The organism is Bacteroidales bacterium (assembly GCA_031275285.1).
Taxonomy (GTDB): Bacteria; Bacteroidota; Bacteroidia; order Bacteroidales; family UBA4181; genus JAIRLS01.
Genome location: JAISOY010000031.1, coordinates 17,203 through 34,628, shown reverse-complemented (window position 1 = coordinate 34,628; position 17,426 = coordinate 17,203). Strand labels below are relative to the sequence as shown.

Genomic DNA, 17,426 nt, shown 5'->3' with positions numbered 1-17,426 from the left:
GCCTTAGTACTTATACTTCACATCTGACCAATATGAAGTTTTTTGTCGAAAACTGTAATAATAAAACGCTTATCCTGATAGATGAATTCGGAAGCGGAACTGAGCCACAGATCGGCGGGGCTATTGCCGAAACACTGCTCGACAGGTTTAACCGCAGGCACAGCTTTGGAGTTATTACAACCCACTTTCAGAATCTGAAGCATTTTGCGTATGAAACCGATGGGATCATCAATGGCGCCATGCTCTACGATGCTGAACGAATGCAGCCGTTGTACAGGCTTTCTGTCGGTAATCCCGGGAGTTCGTTTGCTGTGGAGGTGGCCCGGAGAATTGGTCTTCCTGAAGATATCATCGTAGACTCATCGGCTAAAATAGGAGAAGATTTTATTCATATGGATAACTTCCTGCAATCTATTGCCCGTGATAAAATTTATTGGGAAGATAAACGGAAAGAAATCGAATTAACTGCAAAGCAATCTCCTCTTGTGTCTGAGCCCAATAAATCCGGAACAGACAAACCGGAAATTGAAGTAATCCCACTCAGCCATGCTGTTATCGAAAAAGGGGACAGTGTACGTTTAGCCGGTCAGACAGCAGTCGGTGTTGTCCTGGAATTAAAGGGTAAACAGGCCACGGTCGCATTTGGTGCCATAAAGAGTACCATTATATTGGAACGATTGGATTTAGTCAGTAAAAAGTGATATAATTTCAACCCCATATTCATAAGGGTGCAAAATTGTGGTCGGCAGATTAATTTCGTGTCAGCGGCAAGGGCAGGAGGGACTTTGAATCCTGATTTTTTAGTCCTACCCTGCCTCTTTTTATTTCTTCAGTGAACTACAGGGGATTATTCAATTACACTACCCTAATCTTACCAATTACCTCTTTGTTACGATTTTTCCTTTCGATCCTACACCAATATCGATAGTGGAAGGTCTGTTTGCCCACATGTTGTTTTCGTCAACTTCCCACCAAACATGTAATGGGTGGTTCACCCGATATCCCGCCACAATATACACTTCTTAAAGCTTTATTGTTACTTATGTCCAATGATACCATTTTGGGATTTCGGGTGTGCTTCATCTTTCAACTGCAGCCGCTTCCTGTACGGGCAAAAAGTCGGGCAATGCCGCTTCAATTTTTCCTTTTGTAATAAAGGTTTGAATACATTTTTTAAATTCAGGGTCGGTAATTTTATCTAAAACATTCAAAATAGTCTCTTTTCCATCATCAGAGTTGTCATCTTTACAGTATGAAATGAATAATAAAAATGTTACTATAATAAATGATACAACAAATGATTTTTCATGATGCTTATTTGTAGTTATATACAAGTAAATAGTGATTCTCCTAAAAAAGAAGGTAAAATCTTATATTTTGAAATGATGCAATAAAATATCCCCTCTGATATTATGCTTATTCAGGATGCTTTATTTCTTTTGTAAAGATAGATCTTTAGTAGAAACAAAAAATACAATTGATGATCGATCATCGGAATTTTATCCTGAAATACATAGGAAACAACCAATCCGGTATATTTTGTCATTCGTCGGAATGCGTGCTTGTCAAAATGTTTTCCGTCCAGATCTTGTAGGCTTCTGCAAGTTCCGGCATATAGCTTTCTAATGTCGGGTATTTGTCTCGTTGTATCTCATAATTTTCCAATTCATCAACAAGTTCTTCTATCCAGAAAAATCCAAAATTTTCTTCTAACAGTTTTATCCAGGTTTCTATTTCAGATTGTTTGAAATCATGGTCTTTCATATACTTGATTACAGATGCATGAACCAAAGCCTCATCCAACACGATTTGCCATGAAGGATATGCCTCAATACCGATTACGTTTTTTGCAACTGAAAATATCTTCTCTCCACTTTCCCTGAATATTTCTTTGTTTTTTTCGGTCAAATTGTCTATAAACGGATGACTAAACTCGTGAATCACTAATGGTAAATCAAATAAAGTGGAAAATTCCGGCAAACCGGTATGATCAAACGATTGTATACCCATTATAGCGTATACTCTCCTGTTCCCATTGGTATCATCTAAATATACCCCGTAACAATTACCACCGGTACCCAATCCGATTTTTATTGAAAATATTTCCTTGGGTTTTTTCCCAAAAAAAGAAAAGCACCAATTCGGGTCTACCTGATCATAAATCGGGGCAAAGCGTCGGACAACCTCAGCATATAGATCGGCATTACTTTTTAAAAAATTGTCAAACCTGGTGTCTTTATAGAACTTCTGTAATAACGGGACAAATTTTTCCACATTTTCTTTAGTCCATCGAGGGTCAAGTTGCCAGACATCTTTGACGCCCGGCAACGGTTTCAGGTGATCATCCAGGTGAACAGCCAGCCACATGGGACCGTCAAAAGCAATTCCATACTCAGACATAATTGATCTTGTGAATTGTATCAATTCATGATCTTTGTATTTCTCAAAATACTGTTCGATCCTGTTCACATAAGGTTTAAACCTTTTATTTGAATACTCCTGCTTTTCCGCCAAACGGAAAACAATACTCATCAACTCTACTCTATTATCAATAGTTGGTTTTTCTAAGATAGTTTTTTCTTGTGTACACGCCTGGAAATTAAGTGCAATGAAAATGGCTATTAAAATTCGGGTCATTGTTTTTGTTGTTTTATATGGGTTTGACACAAAGAAATTACTAAAAAGACAACTTAAAACGATTATTTGCCTGTCATTGTTTCATTACTCTTTGCCAGTGATACCAATCCACCCATGGCTCCCAGATTCATGGAATCCAGCGCCGAACTGGGGACAATCACCATGGAACCTTTCTCTTTCAGGCCTTCGAACAGCATATTCATCCCCCTAAGGTGTAATGCTACAGGATTATCGGTGTATTTTTTACTGGCTTGTTCAAACTTTTCGGCAATTTCGGTTTCGGCTGTCCCCAGGATGACACGGGCTCTTCTTTCACGCTCAGCCTGGGCCTCTTTGCTCATAGCATCGGCCAAAGCCTGAGGAATGGAAATATCATTGATACCGACGGTTTGACATGTTATACCCCATGGATTCGTGTTCCTGTCCAGGACATGTTGCAGGTCTTCGGCTATTTTATCGCGCTCCTGTAAGAGTTCCGACAATTCGTGCTTGCCGATCGTATCCCTTAACCCGGTCTGGGAAATATGTTCTATGGCTTTTTGATATTCCTGCACCTCCAAAGCGGCTTTTTCAACATCCCAAACCGTCCAGTATACCACAGCATCCACATTTACCGGTACCGTATCTTTGGTAAGGGTCTGCTCTGCTTTGAAAGCACTGACACGTACCCGTTGGTCAATATAGGTAGACACTTCGTCAATAATGGGAATAATGATGAACAGTCCCGGGCCTTTTAAACCCTTGTATTTTCCCATACGCAATACCACCGCTCGTTCCCATTGATCGGCAATGCGGATCGCAGAAGCCAGTAATCCGGAAAAGACAATCAGGACAACCAGAACCGGAATATTTATCATTTGCATCACATATAATACGACCGATGCAATAATCAATACCAGCAATACGGAAAGGGAAACAGGATTTAGCCATTCCCTGTTTATTACATTTGTTATCATAATGGATTGTTTTTAGAGTTTTTGATATTTTTTATTTCCTGCATCACTTCATCAAGATTATATCCGTAACTAAACGCAACGGAAGAGAACTGTTCACAAATCTCTTTTAGTTTATCTTCCCGTTCTTTTTCCGGCACCACATGCTCTGTTTTATTGATAAAAGTACCTGTGCCTTGTTGGGTCTCCAGGATATTTTTGATTTCCAGTTCTTTATATGCCTTGGATACTGTGTTCAGGTTTACTTTTAACTCAACGGCAAGCGCTCTGACCGTGGGAAGCTGTTCACCCAGCTTAAGTTGCCCGGATGCTATACCAAACCTGATCTGGTCGATAATCTGGCGATATACCGGTATACCGCTGGAATAATCTAATGAAAACTTAATCATACGGTTATATATTGTGTTATATAAATATTGTACTACTACAATAGTGCAAAGATATGAAAAAATTGTTTCTCCAAACTTTTTACGGATTTTTTTTAATCTGTCCTTTAGAAGGGACTCAAAAAGATTGCATTTTAGTAAAGCGAGAGTTAAGAGTTAACAGTTGAATATAATTTCAGGTTTGTATAATACAACGCCCGAAAATGCTTTTTCGAAAGCACGGTCGATGATCTTATACATAACTTATGGATGAAATCACATAAGCCCATCCAGTATTTTACAGGCTGAGCATACCACTTTTGGGCAAATGGAGTAAAAGAGGCTCTTTTCAATGACTTGCTGCATTTCTTCGGGTTTACTTAAATCGTAGCCGAGAATTTCCTTACAGACAACGCTTTTGTTTTCTTCAGCGAATTTTTGTTCGAACTCAGCCTTTTTAGCAAGCAATGCCTTTTTCTGTTCGGTAGCACCCGGCTCGCTATATCCGTATTTCATGCCTAATGCCATCAATCCTCCGACTACGCAACCGCAGGTGCGTCCTGCCCACATGCCTCCACCGAAAGGTGAAGAAATCCTGAGCGCCTCATCACTCTCCATACCTACCTTGTTCGCAGCATATCCCAAAACGATCTGCGAACAGTCAATACCCTGCCTAAAACAGTCGGCAGCAAATTCTTCGGAAACTTTTTCTATTTTCATTTACTTATTACGCTAATGGTTTAAATATAATGTAATTATATGTAAAAATGAAGCCAGGCTATTATTCTTAACTTTAAAACAAATAAATAAGCTATTCGACGCGAATCTAAATTATAGCAAATTGGCTTTTAGGATTTATCGGCATTGTCGCATTTCTTTGTTTGTCCTGATCCTATCTCCAAACACCAGCTTATTTCATTGTAATATTTTATATAATATCCCCCGTTCTTTACCATCAAAAGGAACACTCCAGCAGTCTCCGATAAGCCTGCCGTCAACAGAATTCATCATTTGACAAATTACTTTAGGCCGTATGCTTAAAACTCCGTTTTTTGCTTTAACTGTTCGGCATATTTATCCACACGGCGCATTTCTTCAATAATAGGTATGTTTTGCGGACATTTGGGCAGACATTCTTCACATTCCGTACAACGGGCAGCCTGCCGGAGTTTAGGCACATTGCGATCATAACCTATGAGGAACTCCCGACGGGCTTTCCTGTAATTTTCATCATTCGAACTCTTCAGTAACCTGCCTGCACTCACACAGTTGTTATAATGAGCGAAGATGCCAGGTATATCAAGACCGTATTTGCACGGCATACAATATTCACACGTTGTACATTGGATGTAGTCCGAGTCGACCAAAATACCTGTTACTTCTTCAAGCATTTCATAATCCTCTTCCTTTAGTGGTTCCAAAGGAGAATATGTATAAATATTTTCCTGCAAGTGTTCCATATAGACCATTCCGCTGAGTACGGTCAACACATTTTCAGGTGTTCCGGCATAACGGAATGCCCATTGTGCGGCAGTATCGTTGGGGCGAAGCTCCCTCATTGTTAAAAGCGCCTGCTGTGGCACACGTGCCAGACGTCCGCCCAGCAACGGTTCCATGATAACGGCAGGAACATTTTTCTTTACCAATTCCCCATACAGGTATTCTGCATTCACGTTCCGTCCCGTAGCATGTTGCCAATCCTGATAGTTGAGCTGTATCTGGCAAAAATCCCATTTTACGTCCATAGCAAGCGCGTGGTCAAACACTTCCACAATACCGTGAAACGACCAGCCCAGATTGCGGATACGGCCAGCTTCCCGCTCTTTCAGGAAAAAATCAAGCAGACCGTTGTCTATAAACCGCCTGTTGAAATCATCAATACTTGCACCAATGCTATGCAACAGATAATAGTCGATATATTCGACTTGCAGGTCTTGCATTGATTTGCGGTACATTGCGATTCCGCTCTCCAGCGTATTATTCCGGGAAGATTTTGTGGCGATGAAAAATTTGTCGCGCGGATGGCGTTTCAGGGCAATACCCGTTGCCGCTTCCGACCAACCCTGCACATATACCGGAGCTGTATCGAAATAATTGACACCATGTGCAATGGCATAATCCACCAGGTCGTTAACCGCATCCTGGTCAACCTCGTTACCGTTGCCGTCTGCTCTCTGCCGCAACGGCCAGCGCATACACCCGTACCCCAGAAGCGACACCTTATCCCCTGTGTGCGGATTAATGCGATAAGTCATCTTGTCGGTTGGTATCTCTCCCAAAATACCGCCTGTTGCTGAAACTGTATTTTTGGGTTTACATCCATACAAGGTTGCCGTAGTTACTGCGGCTCCTGCGCCTGCTTTTTTGAAGAAATTCCTGCGGCTTATATTTTTGTTATTATTTTTCATTCTTCATTTTTAATTTTTCATTAAACAACGTGGTGTCTCACATTTCCTTCAACATAAATTGCGCTAAACGGACGTGCGGGGCAGAGGTATTCGCAAGCGCCGCAACCGATACACAGTTCTTTATCGACAACAGGATACTTCAGAACAGGAGCACGCCTGCCAAACCTTTGCGGAGGTTTGTTTTGGTCTTCTTCCGGGTTAACGGGTACAAGAGTAATGGCTTTGGTGGGACAATGTCGCTCACATGCCGTACATGCCAGCTTCTCCGTATTTACGACGCAATTATCCTTGATCCACACCGCCTGGCCGATAGAAACAGCTGTTTTCCCGGCAGCCGTGATCGGCTTGATAGCTCCTGACGGACAAACCTGTGAGCACTCAACGCATTCCGGGCGGCAATATCCCTGCTCGAATGTCATTTCGGGCTGCATTAGTGTGGAAAGTTTACCGGAAGGTTTCAATATATGGTTAGGACAAACAGATACGCATAACTGACAGGCAGTACAATGTTGTTTCATATTTTTTGCGCTGCCGGCTCCGGGAGGTACTACCGGAGTTTTCCTGTCGGGAACTTTCTTGTCTTCAATATCGGCGAGTCCTCCGTCTACCTGTAATTGTTGTGCCCTGACCGTGTGTGTAAAAGCAAACAATCCGGCAATGGAAAAGAAGCTGAGACGGGAAATTCCTTCTTTTTGAGTCGTTTCTCCGAAAGTTGAACCATTCACCAGTGGTTCTTTTCTACCTACTTTTCGTAGCGAATAGTGCATGGCGTCGAACTTACATTTTTCGATGCAATTGAAACAGGTCACGCAACGGCTATGGTCAATACTCATAGTCTTGACATCTATGCAGGAAGCTTTACATCCCCGTTCGCAGGCATTACACCTGGTACATTTTTTCGTATCGAATGCAGGTCTGAAAATGGAAAAACGTGAAATAAATCCAAGGAAAGTACCTACGGGGCAGATGGTATTGCAATAAGTACGCCCGTTTTTCCATGCGAGTATCCCGACCAGAACAAGCATGGAGACGGCAACTCCGAAAGTTATCCAGCTTTTTACCCATACTTCGGTGGTATAAAAAGCATAACTGTCCATCCTTTCGGCAAACCATGCCAGCAAATTATTTCCCAACCGGTAAACGGGGGCAAAAAGATTGGAGGCGATACGCCCGTAAGCGGCATAGGGATCAAGAAGTGAAACAATGACGCTGCTTCCTGCGATAAGCGCAACAACAAATATGAATAACAGACCGTAACGGAGCCATGACTTTGCTTTTGAGAACCGGAAACGGTTCTTTTTCCCTTTCCGTTTTCCCGAAATATGGGAAATGCCGTCTTGCAGGATGCCGAGCGGACAAATGACTGAACAGTACACACGTCCGAAAAGGAATGTAATCAAAACGAGAACAGCTATTACAACCACGTTCACCGCTAATATGGCAGGGACAAGCTGTATTTTTGCCAGCCAGCCGAACCATTGATGCAATATCCCTGTAAAATCGAGGAAAAGCAAAGTGATGAGTACTAAACCGGCAACAGCGAGATATAATCTGATTTTTCGCAACATAGTGATATTTTCTTAATATTAAGATTAAGTATGTTTGATTCCTCCTGATGTATATTTACATCGCAAATGTAGATAAGTTTCAGTAAGTTGTTCCGGATCTGCGCCTAAAACGAAAAAAAGAGTAATGAAAACGAAATATCAATACAATTGAGTAGATTTTATCTGCATATAGAGATATGCATAGATCTCTGCTTTGATTGAAAAGTAAGAAAGAAATAAAATTATTTTCAGGAAACTGATACTCTGTTATTCGTATGATATCTCGAAGAGCACTTCTTACACCAGATCCTGCAACGTAGTCGTCTTTAAAATTGCAGACGAACTTTCATGGACATATCTGAAAGTCTGCCTGATTTTGCAGGCAGTTTCATCTTTGCAGAATTCGCAGGGCCTGTATTTGTCGCTGCATACACAGGCAAGCATACCAAGGGAGCCTTCGAATATGGTAATAATTTCGGCGAGGGATATTTGAGTCGGATGTTTCAGAAGATGATATCCGCCTGTTTTCCCACGAGTACTTTCCAACATGCCTATACCTTTCAATTCCAGAAGTATTCCTTCAAGGAAACGTTGCGGTATTTTTTCCTCAACAGCAATCCTGCTGATCGGCATAGGACCGTTACCGTATTCTTTTGCCAGCCTCACTAGAGCTACCATGGCATATCGTGTTTTTTTCGAAAGCATATCAACCCACTTTACTGATGTGTTTCAATTTCTTTATATCTGTAATCTCAAAATTTTTACCCGAGGACAAAACAATACCCTCCTGCTGCCATTTAGAAAGTGTCATGATAACATTTTCCACCGAACAACAAGCATATTCGGCGATTTCTTTTCTGGTCAGCGACAATTTGAATAATGTGCCGAAATAAATTTCCTCTGCTAAATATATGAAAACATCGGCAATTCTGGCCTCTTTCTGTTTATTCGCTACACTAATAAAGTTAAGGATAGATCTTTTAAACATATCGGAAGCCAGTTGAAACAGGGCAACAGCGAAATTACCATTATCTTTCAGCAGTTGGTACAATATGCCTGACTCAATCAGGTATACTTCACAATCTTCCACAGCGACAACGGAAAACAGGTTATTGTCTTTGTAAAACAGGTTAGCTCCCCCGAGTATTTTCGGTGCCGCCACCAAAGTAAGAATGGTATTCTTACCATTATCTTCCGATGAAAAATTAAATTTTACGATACCACTTTGTAGAAACGCAATATGAGTAGGCTGATGTCCCTGTTTCAGAATCGTTTCTCCTTTCTTAAAGTGTAGAAAAACAGATGTTTTTTCAATTTTCTTAAACTCATCGGAAGAAATAAATTGCAGGGAAATTTTTTTGAATCCACTGTAATAATTTCGAAATTCATTATTCAACTCCATAAAATTCAGCATCTTATTATTTGAATATTGAATATTACACATGCAAACATGAAAAATTCCATGTTTGATAATGAAAATATCCATGCAAATGTACACCATTTTAATAGACATTATGATATTCCTTTGCAAATATTTTAAAACAGATAAGCCGGGATAGTCGAAAATAACTCCTGTGTATTGATAAAATACTATATATGAATACTTTATTTTCAAAATTTATACCTTTTGTTTCGTGTAGTTTGTGGTCGGTACGGAAAACAATCCGTATCCTGTTCTTTATTTCATTCATTACCCTTTCCCCGTTTCTGAATGCACAGGAAGATACTGGTGGCTGGGACAGGATAAGCAAAATAGAAAATATCATATCGAAACTTCCTAAAATGTCAGGATTGGTTAATCTACGGTATCGTTATGATGATTTGAATGATGCCAACAGTTTCGACATCCGGAGGGCAAGACTCGATTTACGCGGGGACATATCGAAACAACTCGGATACCGCCTGCATGTTGAATTTGCTAACAATCCTAAAATACTGGATGCGTATGTCCACTGGAAAATCAATGATTATATAGCCCTGCAAACAGGACAATACAAAATTCCGTTTTCTCTCGAAAATATCTATAATCCCGCCAACCTCGAAATGATAGACAATTCGCTTGTAATCACAGCGCTTTGTGGTTATTCGGATGTAGCAGGCATCTCCGCCAATGGACGCGACATCGGTATCGGATTCAACGGAAATCTTTTTCGCAGGGAAGGATTCAACATCATTAATTATTCTGTAGGCTTGTTCAATGGTTCGGGCATCAATACTACAGATGCGAACAAATCCAAAGATTTCTCGGGCATACTTACCATTAACCCTGTCAAGTACCTGTCTTTGGCAACATACCATTACAACGGTTCGACAGGGGCGCAGGAAAATACTTTTCAAAGAGTACGTACCGGTTTCGGGGTAAAATATGACGACGGACACTGGCTTGCACGCGGCGAATATATAAAAGCCAAAACAGATGATTTTAAAAGCGAAGGCGCTTACGCCGTACTTGGCTGCTTTGTATATCCGAAAATCCAGATACTTGTGAAATACGACTATTTCAAACGCGATCTGAACAACAGCGATACCCGGCAGCAAAATTATACTGCCGGTATCAATTACCTGCCCGTAAAAAATATTCGCCTGCAGCTTAATTACACATACGCGACGTCTCCCGAAAGGGATATCAATTCTGTTGCCATTCAATTGATGAGTACATTTTAAAAACCATAAAGTATGAAGAATTTATTGACATCCACATTAATTTTAGCAGTCATCCTGTTGACCGTATCATGCGGAAGCCGCCGTAAGGTTGCCGAAGGCGAATTAAGCGGGGAAATTTCGTTGTCCGGGGCATTTGCCCTTTACCCTTTAGCCGTCAAATGGGCCGAAGAATTTCAGAAAATCCATCCGGGAGTCCGCATAGATATTTCTGCCGGAGGAGCAGGAAAAGGTATGACCGATGTCTTGGCAAATGTAGTTGATCTGGGCATGGTATCGCGCGAAGTTTACCCTCCAGAAATAGAGAAAGGCGCTGTGGCGTTTGCCGTTGCCAAAGATGCCGTCGTGCCGACCATTAATTCGGAAAATCCTGCATTGACCGGTCTGCTGAAAAAAGGACTTACGCGTGAAGCAGCATCAAAATTATGGATTTCCGAAGAATATAGAACCTGGGGACAGGTAGCGGGAACATCCGATAACAGCCCCGTTCACCTCTACACGCGTTCCGATGCCTGCGGGGCAGCCGAAACATGGGCATTATGGATGGATAGAAAACAGGAAGACCTCGGCGGAACTGCTGTATTCGGTGATCCCGGACTTGCACAGGCAGTGCAGCGCGATAAATTAGGCATCGGCTTCAACAACCTCTCCTATGCTTACGACGAAAGTACGCGTCTGCCCAATCCGGGCATACTCGTATTGCCCATCGACGTAGACGGAAACGGACAAATAGATGCCGAAGAACTGTTTTACGATACAAAAGACAGGATTATTGAGGCAATTGCTGCCGGAAAATACCCTTCTCCACCTGCCCGCGACCTGTACCTTGTCGCTAATGGAATTCCAAAAACTCCTGCCCTTGTGGCATTCCTGAATTTCATCCTGACCGACGGACAACAATATAATGTTCCCTCAGGATATATCTCCTTGTCGGAAGAAAAGCTCCAAAAAGGGCTGGACAATTTAAGTAACTGAGCGTGAAAAATGGAACAGGGTAATAAGTGAACTTTGAACTCGAAATCTTGAACCTTGAATTCGGAACTTTGAACTTTAAAAATGGATCTTCGCATACTGAAAGATAAAACCGCCGGAGGTATAATGTTCTTCCTGACCATTACCGCACTGCTACTGGTCGTAATTATGGGAGCGGGACTTTACCTGAAATCAGCGCCCATATTCGAGAACCACTCGTTGGGCGACCTGCTGTGGTCATCCAGATGGAAACCGCTGAAAGGAGAATTCGGATTCCTGCCTTTCCTCATGGGAACGCTTTGGGTAACAGGGATAGCGATTGTCCTGTCACTGCCGGTAGCCTTGCTTACCGCCATTTACCTTACGGAATACGGAGGAACCAGAGTAAAAAAATATGTATTTCCTGCCCTCGATATTCTTGCAGGCTTACCTTCGGTTATTTACGGTGTTTGGGGGTCTTTACTGATTGTACCGTGGATCTCTGAAAGACTGGCGCCGCATTTCGTCGAGTTTTCTACCGGGTACACCGTGCTGGCCGGTGGTATCGTACTTGGTGTGATGATACTGCCGTTATTGACCAGCCTGTTCATAGAAATATTCACATCCGTGCCCGGACAGTTGCGCGAAGCATCTATGTCGCTGGGTGCCACCCAGTGGCAAACAATTAAGAAAGTAGTATTGCGCAAAACCTTTCCCGGTATTCTGGCAGCCGTTATCCTTGCCATATCCCGGGCATTCGGCGAAACCATTGCCGTGCTGATGGTATGCGGTAACCTGCCGCAGATACCCCGTTCGCTGTTCGATGCGGTCTATCCCCTACCGGCATTAATCGCCAACAATTACGGCGAAATGCTTTCGCTGCCGCTTTACGAAGCTGCACTGATGTTTGCCGCACTGATACTTTTTGTGGTCATCCTGATGTTTAACCTTGTATCACGGGCCGTTCTGTACCGGATAGAAAAAAAGTTTTTCTGATGAAACTGAAATTCATTGAAGAGAAAATTTTCAAAATGCTGATGTATATCGCCACCCTGACCGTGGTGGGGTTCGTGCTCAGTATCATATGGACGATTATCAGCAAAGGCTGGAATGCAATGAGCTGGGATATGATTACCAAGCTTCCCGGCGGTGGATTTTATATCGGTAAAGAAGGCGGATTCCTGAATGCTATCGTAGGTTCGCTCTATATTGTGGGGGCATCGGCAATAATAGGACTGATGATCAGTATTCCTGTAGTCTTTTACCTCAATGTTTACCTGAAAAAAAGGTCGAAACTGGCCTATACCGCCCGTATTGCCTATGATGTATTGTTCGGTATCCCTTCGATTGTTTATGGAGCATTCGGTTTCACCATTATGATCTATTTCGGGCTACGTACTTCGTTACTGGGAGGTATCATCGTTGTTACCCTGCTGATCATCCCCATATTCATCCGCTCTATGGACGAAGCGGCACGACTGTTTCCACGCGAAATTCTCGATGCAGCCTATTCATTGGGAGCCACACGCTACGAAACTATACGTGTCGTCCTGCGCCAGATAGCTCCGGGAATTGCCACGGCTACCCTACTCTCGATAGGACGCGCCATCGGAGATGCCGCAGGCGTTATGTTCACGGCGGGATATACCGATAGTATCCCCACATCCCTGTCACAACCTGCCGCCACATTACCATTAGCCGTTTTTTTCCAGATGAGCAGCCCCGTCAAGGAAGTGCAGGAAAGAGCCTATGCTGCTGCCTTCATTCTTACGATGATCGTACTTGTGATCAGCATTGCAGGTAGGATCATTACAAGCCGTTTTTCCAAAAACAAATTACAATAAACCTGATATGCAGATAAAAACATTATTTATACATGTGCCCGGCATTGCCGGGACTATTATGCCTGATGGTAAATCTTTCGGACGGACGAAAAGGTTTTTCCGCCCCGATTACAAATTCGTCAGGGAAACCGAAGGAGCTGAACTCGAAGTGCGAAAACTCAACGTCCGTATAAAGGACAATCACATACTGAAAAATATCAACCTTACGCTGCCAGAAAGGAAGATAACCTGCATTATCGGGCCTTCCGGATGCGGGAAAACAACACTTCTGAAAACGATGAACCGCATGATCGACTCGATAGAAGGAGCCCATATAGACGGAGGGATCATACTCGGCAATGAAGATATCATCGGCAGCGGCGAAAAGATCATCAACCTGCGGCGCAGGATAGGGCTCGTATCCCAGAAACCATGTCCGTTGCCTATGTCTGTCTTTGAAAATGTAGCTTACGGCTGCCGTATTCACGGAATACGAAACAGACGTAAACTTAAAATGATCGTAAAACATTATCTGGAAGCAGTAGGATTATGGAATGAAGTAAAAGACAGGCTGAATACCCCTGCATCGCGGCTTTCCATAGGACAGCAACAACGATTATGCCTTGCACGAAGCCTTGCCGTCGAACCGCAGTATATCCTCGCCGACGAAGCGACCAGCTCACTCGACCCCTTATCGAGCAAAAACATCGAAGAACTATTCGTCAGACTCAAAAGGGATTATTCCATTATTATGGTAACGCATACCCTAAGGCAGGCACGGCGCATCGCTGATCACGTGGTATTCATGTATCTGGGGGAAGTAGTTGAGTCAGGTCCGGCAGAACAGATTTTCAATAATCCGCAACACGAACTGACCAAAGAATACCTTTCAGGTGCATTCAGTTAAACAATTGAAAATTGAGAATTAATGCCATTCTTCATTAAATAAAATATGATCCATCAAATATGAACAGACAAAATCATTCTCCACTCTCCATTCTCCATTCTCCATTAAATAAAATGACCCATTTGCGGGAACTCGAAGCAGAATCGATATACGTATTACGTGAAGTAGCAGCACAGTTCGACCGCCCCGCGATACTTTTTTCCGGCGGTAAGGACTCCATTGTTATAACACATCTTGCGTACAAAGCCTTTTATCCTGCAAAGATCCCGTTTCCCCTGGTACATATCGATACCGGACATAATTTCACCGAAACCATTGAATACCGGGACACATTGGTTAAACGGCTCGGAGCACAACTGATAGTAGGTTATGTACAGGAATCGATAGATACAGGACGCGTTAAGGAAGAAACAGGCTATAATGCCAGTCGTAACCGTTTACAAACTATTACCTTACTCGATACCTTAGAAAAACATAAATTTGATGCAGCCATAGGCGGCGCACGACGCGACGAGGAAAAAGCACGTGCCAAGGAACGTTTTTTTTCGCACCGCAACGAATTCGGGCAATGGGATCCGCGTAACCAACGACCAGAACTATGGAACCTCTACAATGGACATAAGAACATAGATGAACATTTCCGTGTTTTTCCCATTAGTAACTGGACCGAAATGGATGTGTGGCAATACATCTATCTTGAACAAATAGAAATGCCGAATATCTATTTCACTCACGAACGCAAGGTTTTCCGGCGCGACGGGCAATGGTTGGCGGCAGAACCCTGCATGAGGCTCAAACCCGATGAAACCGTGGTAACAAGACAGGTACGTTGCCGCACAATTGGCGACATCAGTTGTACGGGGCTAAGCCTTTCGCATGCCTCATCACTCGAAGAGATCATCAACGAAATATCAGCCACTCGTATTACCGAACGTGGTAGCCGTGCTGATGACAAAAGGTCGGAAACAGCGATGGAAGACCGTAAAATAGCCGGATACTTTTAAACTTTTTGCATGTATGAAGACAATCAAAACAAACGGATACCTCGACATGGAGTTATTACGATTCACAACAGCAGGTAGTGTAGATGACGGGAAAAGCACCCTTATCGGCCGGCTGCTCTATGACAGCAAATCAATTTTCGAAGACCAGCTGGAAGCTGTGGAAGCAGCTTCGCTCAGCCGGGGCAATGAAGAAATTAATCTGGCCCTGCTGACCGACGGATTACGCAGCGAACGTGAACAGGGCATTACGATAGATGTCGCATACCGATATTTTGCTACACCGCGCCGTAAATTCATCATAGCCGATACGCCGGGACATATACAGTATACACGCAACATGGTTACGGGAGCTTCCACCGCTGATTTAGCCATTGTCCTGATAGACGCCCGCAACGGGGTACTGGAACAGACCGTACGTCACAGTTTTATCGCTTCGCTGTTGGGTATCAGGCATATTGCAGTATGTATTAACAAAATGGACCTTGTAGGATATGCACCATCTGTTTTTGAGAAAACCAAAACAGCCTACAGGGAAATGTCAACGGAATTTGGTCCCGATAATATCTATTTCATCCCTATTTCTGCCAAACTGGGCGACAATGTAGTGAAAAAATCGCCAAATATGCCGTGGTATAAAGGTACAACGTTAATGGAATTGCTTGAAACCGTTCCCATAACGCAAACAAAGGATTCTATCGGCCTGCGTTTCCCCATACAGTATGTTATACGGCCGATTTCCGACAACTTCCACGATTTCCGCGGTTATGCGGGCAGGGTTGCGGGTGGCATATTACGCAAAGGACAGAGCATCGTCATATTGCCCCGCGGACAGCATTCCACAGTAGCTGCCATTACCTTAGCCGATAAAGAACAGGAAATGGCCTGCGAAGGCGAATCGGTTACCGTACAGCTTTCAGACGATATTGATGTCGGCCGCGGCGACCTGATTGTCAGTGCCGACCACGAGCTGCCACGGTTTTCGCAATCCATATCTGTGATGGTGTGTTGGTTCAACGAAAACCCCATGCGTACGGGTAACCGTTATATCATTCGCCACATGACCCATGAAACACAGGGGATTGTCAAAAGTATCGACAGTCGCATCAATATCAATACCTTACAAAAGGAAACAAATATAGAAAGCCTTGTCATGAACGATATTGCTGAAGTAACGCTGAAAACCGCTTCACCGCTTGTTTTTGATCCCTACCAAAACAACCGCACCACAGGCTGTCTGATTTTTATTGACCCCAATACATTCGAAACGGTCGGTGCGGGAATGATAAAAGTAATGGAGAACACAAACGAAACCATAAACCAACGTTAAATATCAATAAATCAAACATGCAGGATTTAGTGAATAAACTGAATAGAAAATTTACTTCGGAAACACCGGAAAATCTCTTACATCATTTTATAAATGAATTTGATGAAAAAATAGCACTCTCTTCAAGCCTTGGTCCCGAGGATCAGGTATTAACGGACATGATATTGAAAATTAAGAAAGATACTTCCATTTTTACCCTTGATACCGGTCGGCTTTTCCCGGAAACGTATAGCCTGATTGACCGAACAAACATGCATTATGGTATAAAAATGCATATATTTTTCCCCGATTACCAGATGATTCAGGAAATGGTTTCCACTAACGGCGTCAACCTTTTTTATGAAAGCATCGAAAAACGGAAACTTTGTTGCCGCATACGTAAACTGGAACCATTGAAACGCGCTTTTGCCGGACTAAAAGCATGGATATGCGGTTTGCGCCGCGAACAATCTGTAACACGGCAGGATATGAAGCTGATTGAATGGGACGAAACAAACGGCCTGATAAAGGTCAACCCGCTGATTGATTGGACTGAAAAACAGGTTTGGGATTATCTGTACAAATACAATGTACCTTATAATAAGCTGCACGATAAAAGTTTTCCGAGTATCGGCTGCCAGCCCTGTACGCGGATGGTAAAACCCGGCGAGGATGCCCGTTCGGGACGTTGGTGGTGGGAATCGCCGGAAAATAGGGAATGTGGATTACATAAACGTTAAGCGATAAATACATTAAAGTGCAAACGCCGTTGGTTGAATGCCCGATCACAAAAGACGATATCCGGATGTTGGCATGCTATTTTGGTCTTCCTGACCGCAACAAACCGGCCACTCCCTGCCTGAG

At 43.0% G+C, this 17,426-nt stretch carries 18 protein-coding genes; 9 read left to right on the top strand and 9 right to left on the bottom strand.

The window, feature by feature from the left end; genetic code table 11:
- A partial coding sequence (locus LBQ60_02835) for a DNA mismatch repair protein MutS (GenBank protein MDR2036839.1) occupies nucleotides 1-701 on the top strand: 701 nt, incomplete at its 5' end.
- Between the two features lie 378 nt (nucleotides 702-1,079).
- Here the strand turns inward: LBQ60_02835 and LBQ60_02830 are convergent.
- The 9 genes from LBQ60_02830 to LBQ60_02790 form a co-directional block, all read right to left on the bottom strand.
- Nucleotides 1,080-1,334, bottom strand: coding sequence for a hypothetical protein (locus LBQ60_02830; GenBank protein MDR2036838.1), 255 nt, complete (start codon nucleotides 1,332-1,334; stop codon nucleotides 1,080-1,082).
- A 208-nt stretch (nucleotides 1,335-1,542) separates the two neighbouring features.
- A complete protein-coding gene (locus LBQ60_02825) occupies nucleotides 1,543-2,637 on the bottom strand; it encodes a DUF4932 domain-containing protein (protein ID MDR2036837.1) in 1,095 nt (364 codons plus the stop codon).
- Between the two features lie 62 nt (nucleotides 2,638-2,699).
- The gene (locus tag LBQ60_02820) at nucleotides 2,700-3,593 is read right to left on the bottom strand and encodes a slipin family protein (GenBank protein ID MDR2036836.1); all 894 of its coding nucleotides are present in this window, start codon (nucleotides 3,591-3,593) and stop codon (nucleotides 2,700-2,702) included.
- On the bottom strand, nucleotides 3,590-3,979 hold the full coding sequence (locus tag LBQ60_02815; protein ID MDR2036835.1) for a GntR family transcriptional regulator: 390 nt from the start codon (nucleotides 3,977-3,979) through the stop codon (nucleotides 3,590-3,592). Before LBQ60_02815 ends, LBQ60_02820 begins: the two co-directional genes overlap by 4 nt.
- A 252-nt stretch (nucleotides 3,980-4,231) precedes the next feature.
- Nucleotides 4,232-4,675 carry a C-GCAxxG-C-C family protein gene (locus tag LBQ60_02810; GenBank protein ID MDR2036834.1) on the bottom strand — a complete coding sequence of 148 codons (444 nt, stop codon included), beginning with the start codon at nucleotides 4,673-4,675 and terminating at the stop codon, nucleotides 4,232-4,234.
- 317 nt (nucleotides 4,676-4,992) lie between these two features.
- Nucleotides 4,993-6,363 carry an aldo/keto reductase gene (locus LBQ60_02805; GenBank protein ID MDR2036833.1) on the bottom strand — a complete coding sequence of 457 codons (1,371 nt, stop codon included), beginning with the start codon at nucleotides 6,361-6,363 and terminating at the stop codon, nucleotides 4,993-4,995.
- 20 nt (nucleotides 6,364-6,383) lie between these two features.
- Nucleotides 6,384-7,931, bottom strand: coding sequence for a 4Fe-4S dicluster domain-containing protein (locus LBQ60_02800; protein MDR2036832.1), 1,548 nt, complete (start codon nucleotides 7,929-7,931; stop codon nucleotides 6,384-6,386).
- A gap of 276 nt (nucleotides 7,932-8,207) precedes the next feature.
- On the bottom strand, nucleotides 8,208-8,615 hold the full coding sequence (locus LBQ60_02795; GenBank protein MDR2036831.1) for an Rrf2 family transcriptional regulator: 408 nt from the start codon (nucleotides 8,613-8,615) through the stop codon (nucleotides 8,208-8,210).
- A gap of 1 nt (nucleotide 8,616) precedes the next feature.
- Nucleotides 8,617-9,324 (bottom strand): Crp/Fnr family transcriptional regulator, encoded by a 708-nt coding sequence (locus LBQ60_02790; GenBank protein ID MDR2036830.1) that lies wholly within the window; start codon nucleotides 9,322-9,324, stop codon nucleotides 8,617-8,619.
- 182 nt (nucleotides 9,325-9,506) lie between these two features.
- Between LBQ60_02790 and LBQ60_02785 the strand changes: the two genes are divergently transcribed.
- The 8 genes from LBQ60_02785 to LBQ60_02750 all read left to right on the top strand — a co-directional run bounded on the left by LBQ60_02785 (nucleotide 9,507) and on the right by LBQ60_02750 (nucleotide 17,302).
- Nucleotides 9,507-10,574 carry an OprO/OprP family phosphate-selective porin gene (locus LBQ60_02785; protein MDR2036829.1) on the top strand — a complete coding sequence of 356 codons (1,068 nt, stop codon included), beginning with the start codon at nucleotides 9,507-9,509 and terminating at the stop codon, nucleotides 10,572-10,574.
- A gap of 12 nt (nucleotides 10,575-10,586) precedes the next feature.
- A complete protein-coding gene (locus LBQ60_02780; protein MDR2036828.1) occupies nucleotides 10,587-11,546 on the top strand; it encodes a PstS family phosphate ABC transporter substrate-binding protein in 960 nt (319 codons plus the stop codon).
- Nucleotides 11,547-11,627: 81 nt separating this feature from the next.
- A complete protein-coding gene (pstC, locus tag LBQ60_02775) occupies nucleotides 11,628-12,518 on the top strand; it encodes a phosphate ABC transporter permease subunit PstC (GenBank protein MDR2036827.1) in 891 nt (296 codons plus the stop codon).
- Complete coding sequence (pstA, locus tag LBQ60_02770) at nucleotides 12,518-13,366, top strand: phosphate ABC transporter permease PstA (protein ID MDR2036826.1); 849 nt, start codon at nucleotides 12,518-12,520, stop codon at nucleotides 13,364-13,366. Before pstC ends, pstA begins: the two co-directional genes overlap by 1 nt.
- Before the next feature lie 7 nt (nucleotides 13,367-13,373).
- Nucleotides 13,374-14,252, top strand: coding sequence for a phosphate ABC transporter ATP-binding protein (locus tag LBQ60_02765; GenBank protein MDR2036825.1), 879 nt, complete (start codon nucleotides 13,374-13,376; stop codon nucleotides 14,250-14,252).
- 59 nt (nucleotides 14,253-14,311) lie between these two features.
- Nucleotides 14,312-15,256 (top strand): sulfate adenylyltransferase subunit CysD, encoded by a 945-nt coding sequence (cysD, locus tag LBQ60_02760; protein ID MDR2036824.1) that lies wholly within the window; start codon nucleotides 14,312-14,314, stop codon nucleotides 15,254-15,256.
- A gap of 13 nt (nucleotides 15,257-15,269) precedes the next feature.
- Entirely contained in the window at nucleotides 15,270-16,583 is a 1,314-nt protein-coding gene (locus tag LBQ60_02755) for a GTP-binding protein (protein ID MDR2036823.1), read from the top strand.
- Nucleotides 16,514-17,302: a phosphoadenylyl-sulfate reductase gene (locus tag LBQ60_02750; protein ID MDR2036822.1), complete on the top strand. Its 789-nt coding sequence runs from the start codon at nucleotides 16,514-16,516 to the stop codon at nucleotides 17,300-17,302. The genes LBQ60_02755 and LBQ60_02750 overlap by 70 nt, the downstream gene beginning before the upstream one ends.
- Nucleotides 17,303-17,426 lie beyond the last annotated feature (124 nt).

Coding starts and splice junctions, on each gene's coding strand:
- LBQ60_02825 (MDR2036837.1), bottom strand. CDS start 2,637: ATGACCCGAATTTTAATAGCCATTTTCATTGCACTTAATTTCCAGGCG.
- LBQ60_02820 (MDR2036836.1), bottom strand. CDS start 3,593: ATGATAACAAATGTAATAAACAGGGAATGGCTAAATCCTGTTTCCCTT.
- LBQ60_02815 (MDR2036835.1), bottom strand. CDS start 3,979: ATGATTAAGTTTTCATTAGATTATTCCAGCGGTATACCGGTATATCGC.
- LBQ60_02810 (MDR2036834.1), bottom strand. CDS start 4,675: ATGAAAATAGAAAAAGTTTCCGAAGAATTTGCTGCCGACTGTTTTAGG.
- LBQ60_02805 (MDR2036833.1), bottom strand. CDS start 6,363: ATGAAAAATAATAACAAAAATATAAGCCGCAGGAATTTCTTCAAAAAA.
- LBQ60_02800 (MDR2036832.1), bottom strand. CDS start 7,931: ATGTTGCGAAAAATCAGATTATATCTCGCTGTTGCCGGTTTAGTACTC.
- LBQ60_02795 (MDR2036831.1), bottom strand. CDS start 8,615: ATGCTTTCGAAAAAAACACGATATGCCATGGTAGCTCTAGTGAGGCTG.
- LBQ60_02790 (MDR2036830.1), bottom strand. CDS start 9,324: ATGCTGAATTTTATGGAGTTGAATAATGAATTTCGAAATTATTACAGT.
- LBQ60_02785 (MDR2036829.1), top strand. CDS start 9,507: ATGAATACTTTATTTTCAAAATTTATACCTTTTGTTTCGTGTAGTTTG.
- LBQ60_02780 (MDR2036828.1), top strand. CDS start 10,587: ATGAAGAATTTATTGACATCCACATTAATTTTAGCAGTCATCCTGTTG.
- pstC (MDR2036827.1), top strand. CDS start 11,628: ATGGATCTTCGCATACTGAAAGATAAAACCGCCGGAGGTATAATGTTC.
- pstA (MDR2036826.1), top strand. CDS start 12,518: ATGAAACTGAAATTCATTGAAGAGAAAATTTTCAAAATGCTGATGTAT.
- LBQ60_02765 (MDR2036825.1), top strand. CDS start 13,374: ATGCAGATAAAAACATTATTTATACATGTGCCCGGCATTGCCGGGACT.
- cysD (MDR2036824.1), top strand. CDS start 14,312: ATGAACAGACAAAATCATTCTCCACTCTCCATTCTCCATTCTCCATTA.
- LBQ60_02755 (MDR2036823.1), top strand. CDS start 15,270: ATGAAGACAATCAAAACAAACGGATACCTCGACATGGAGTTATTACGA.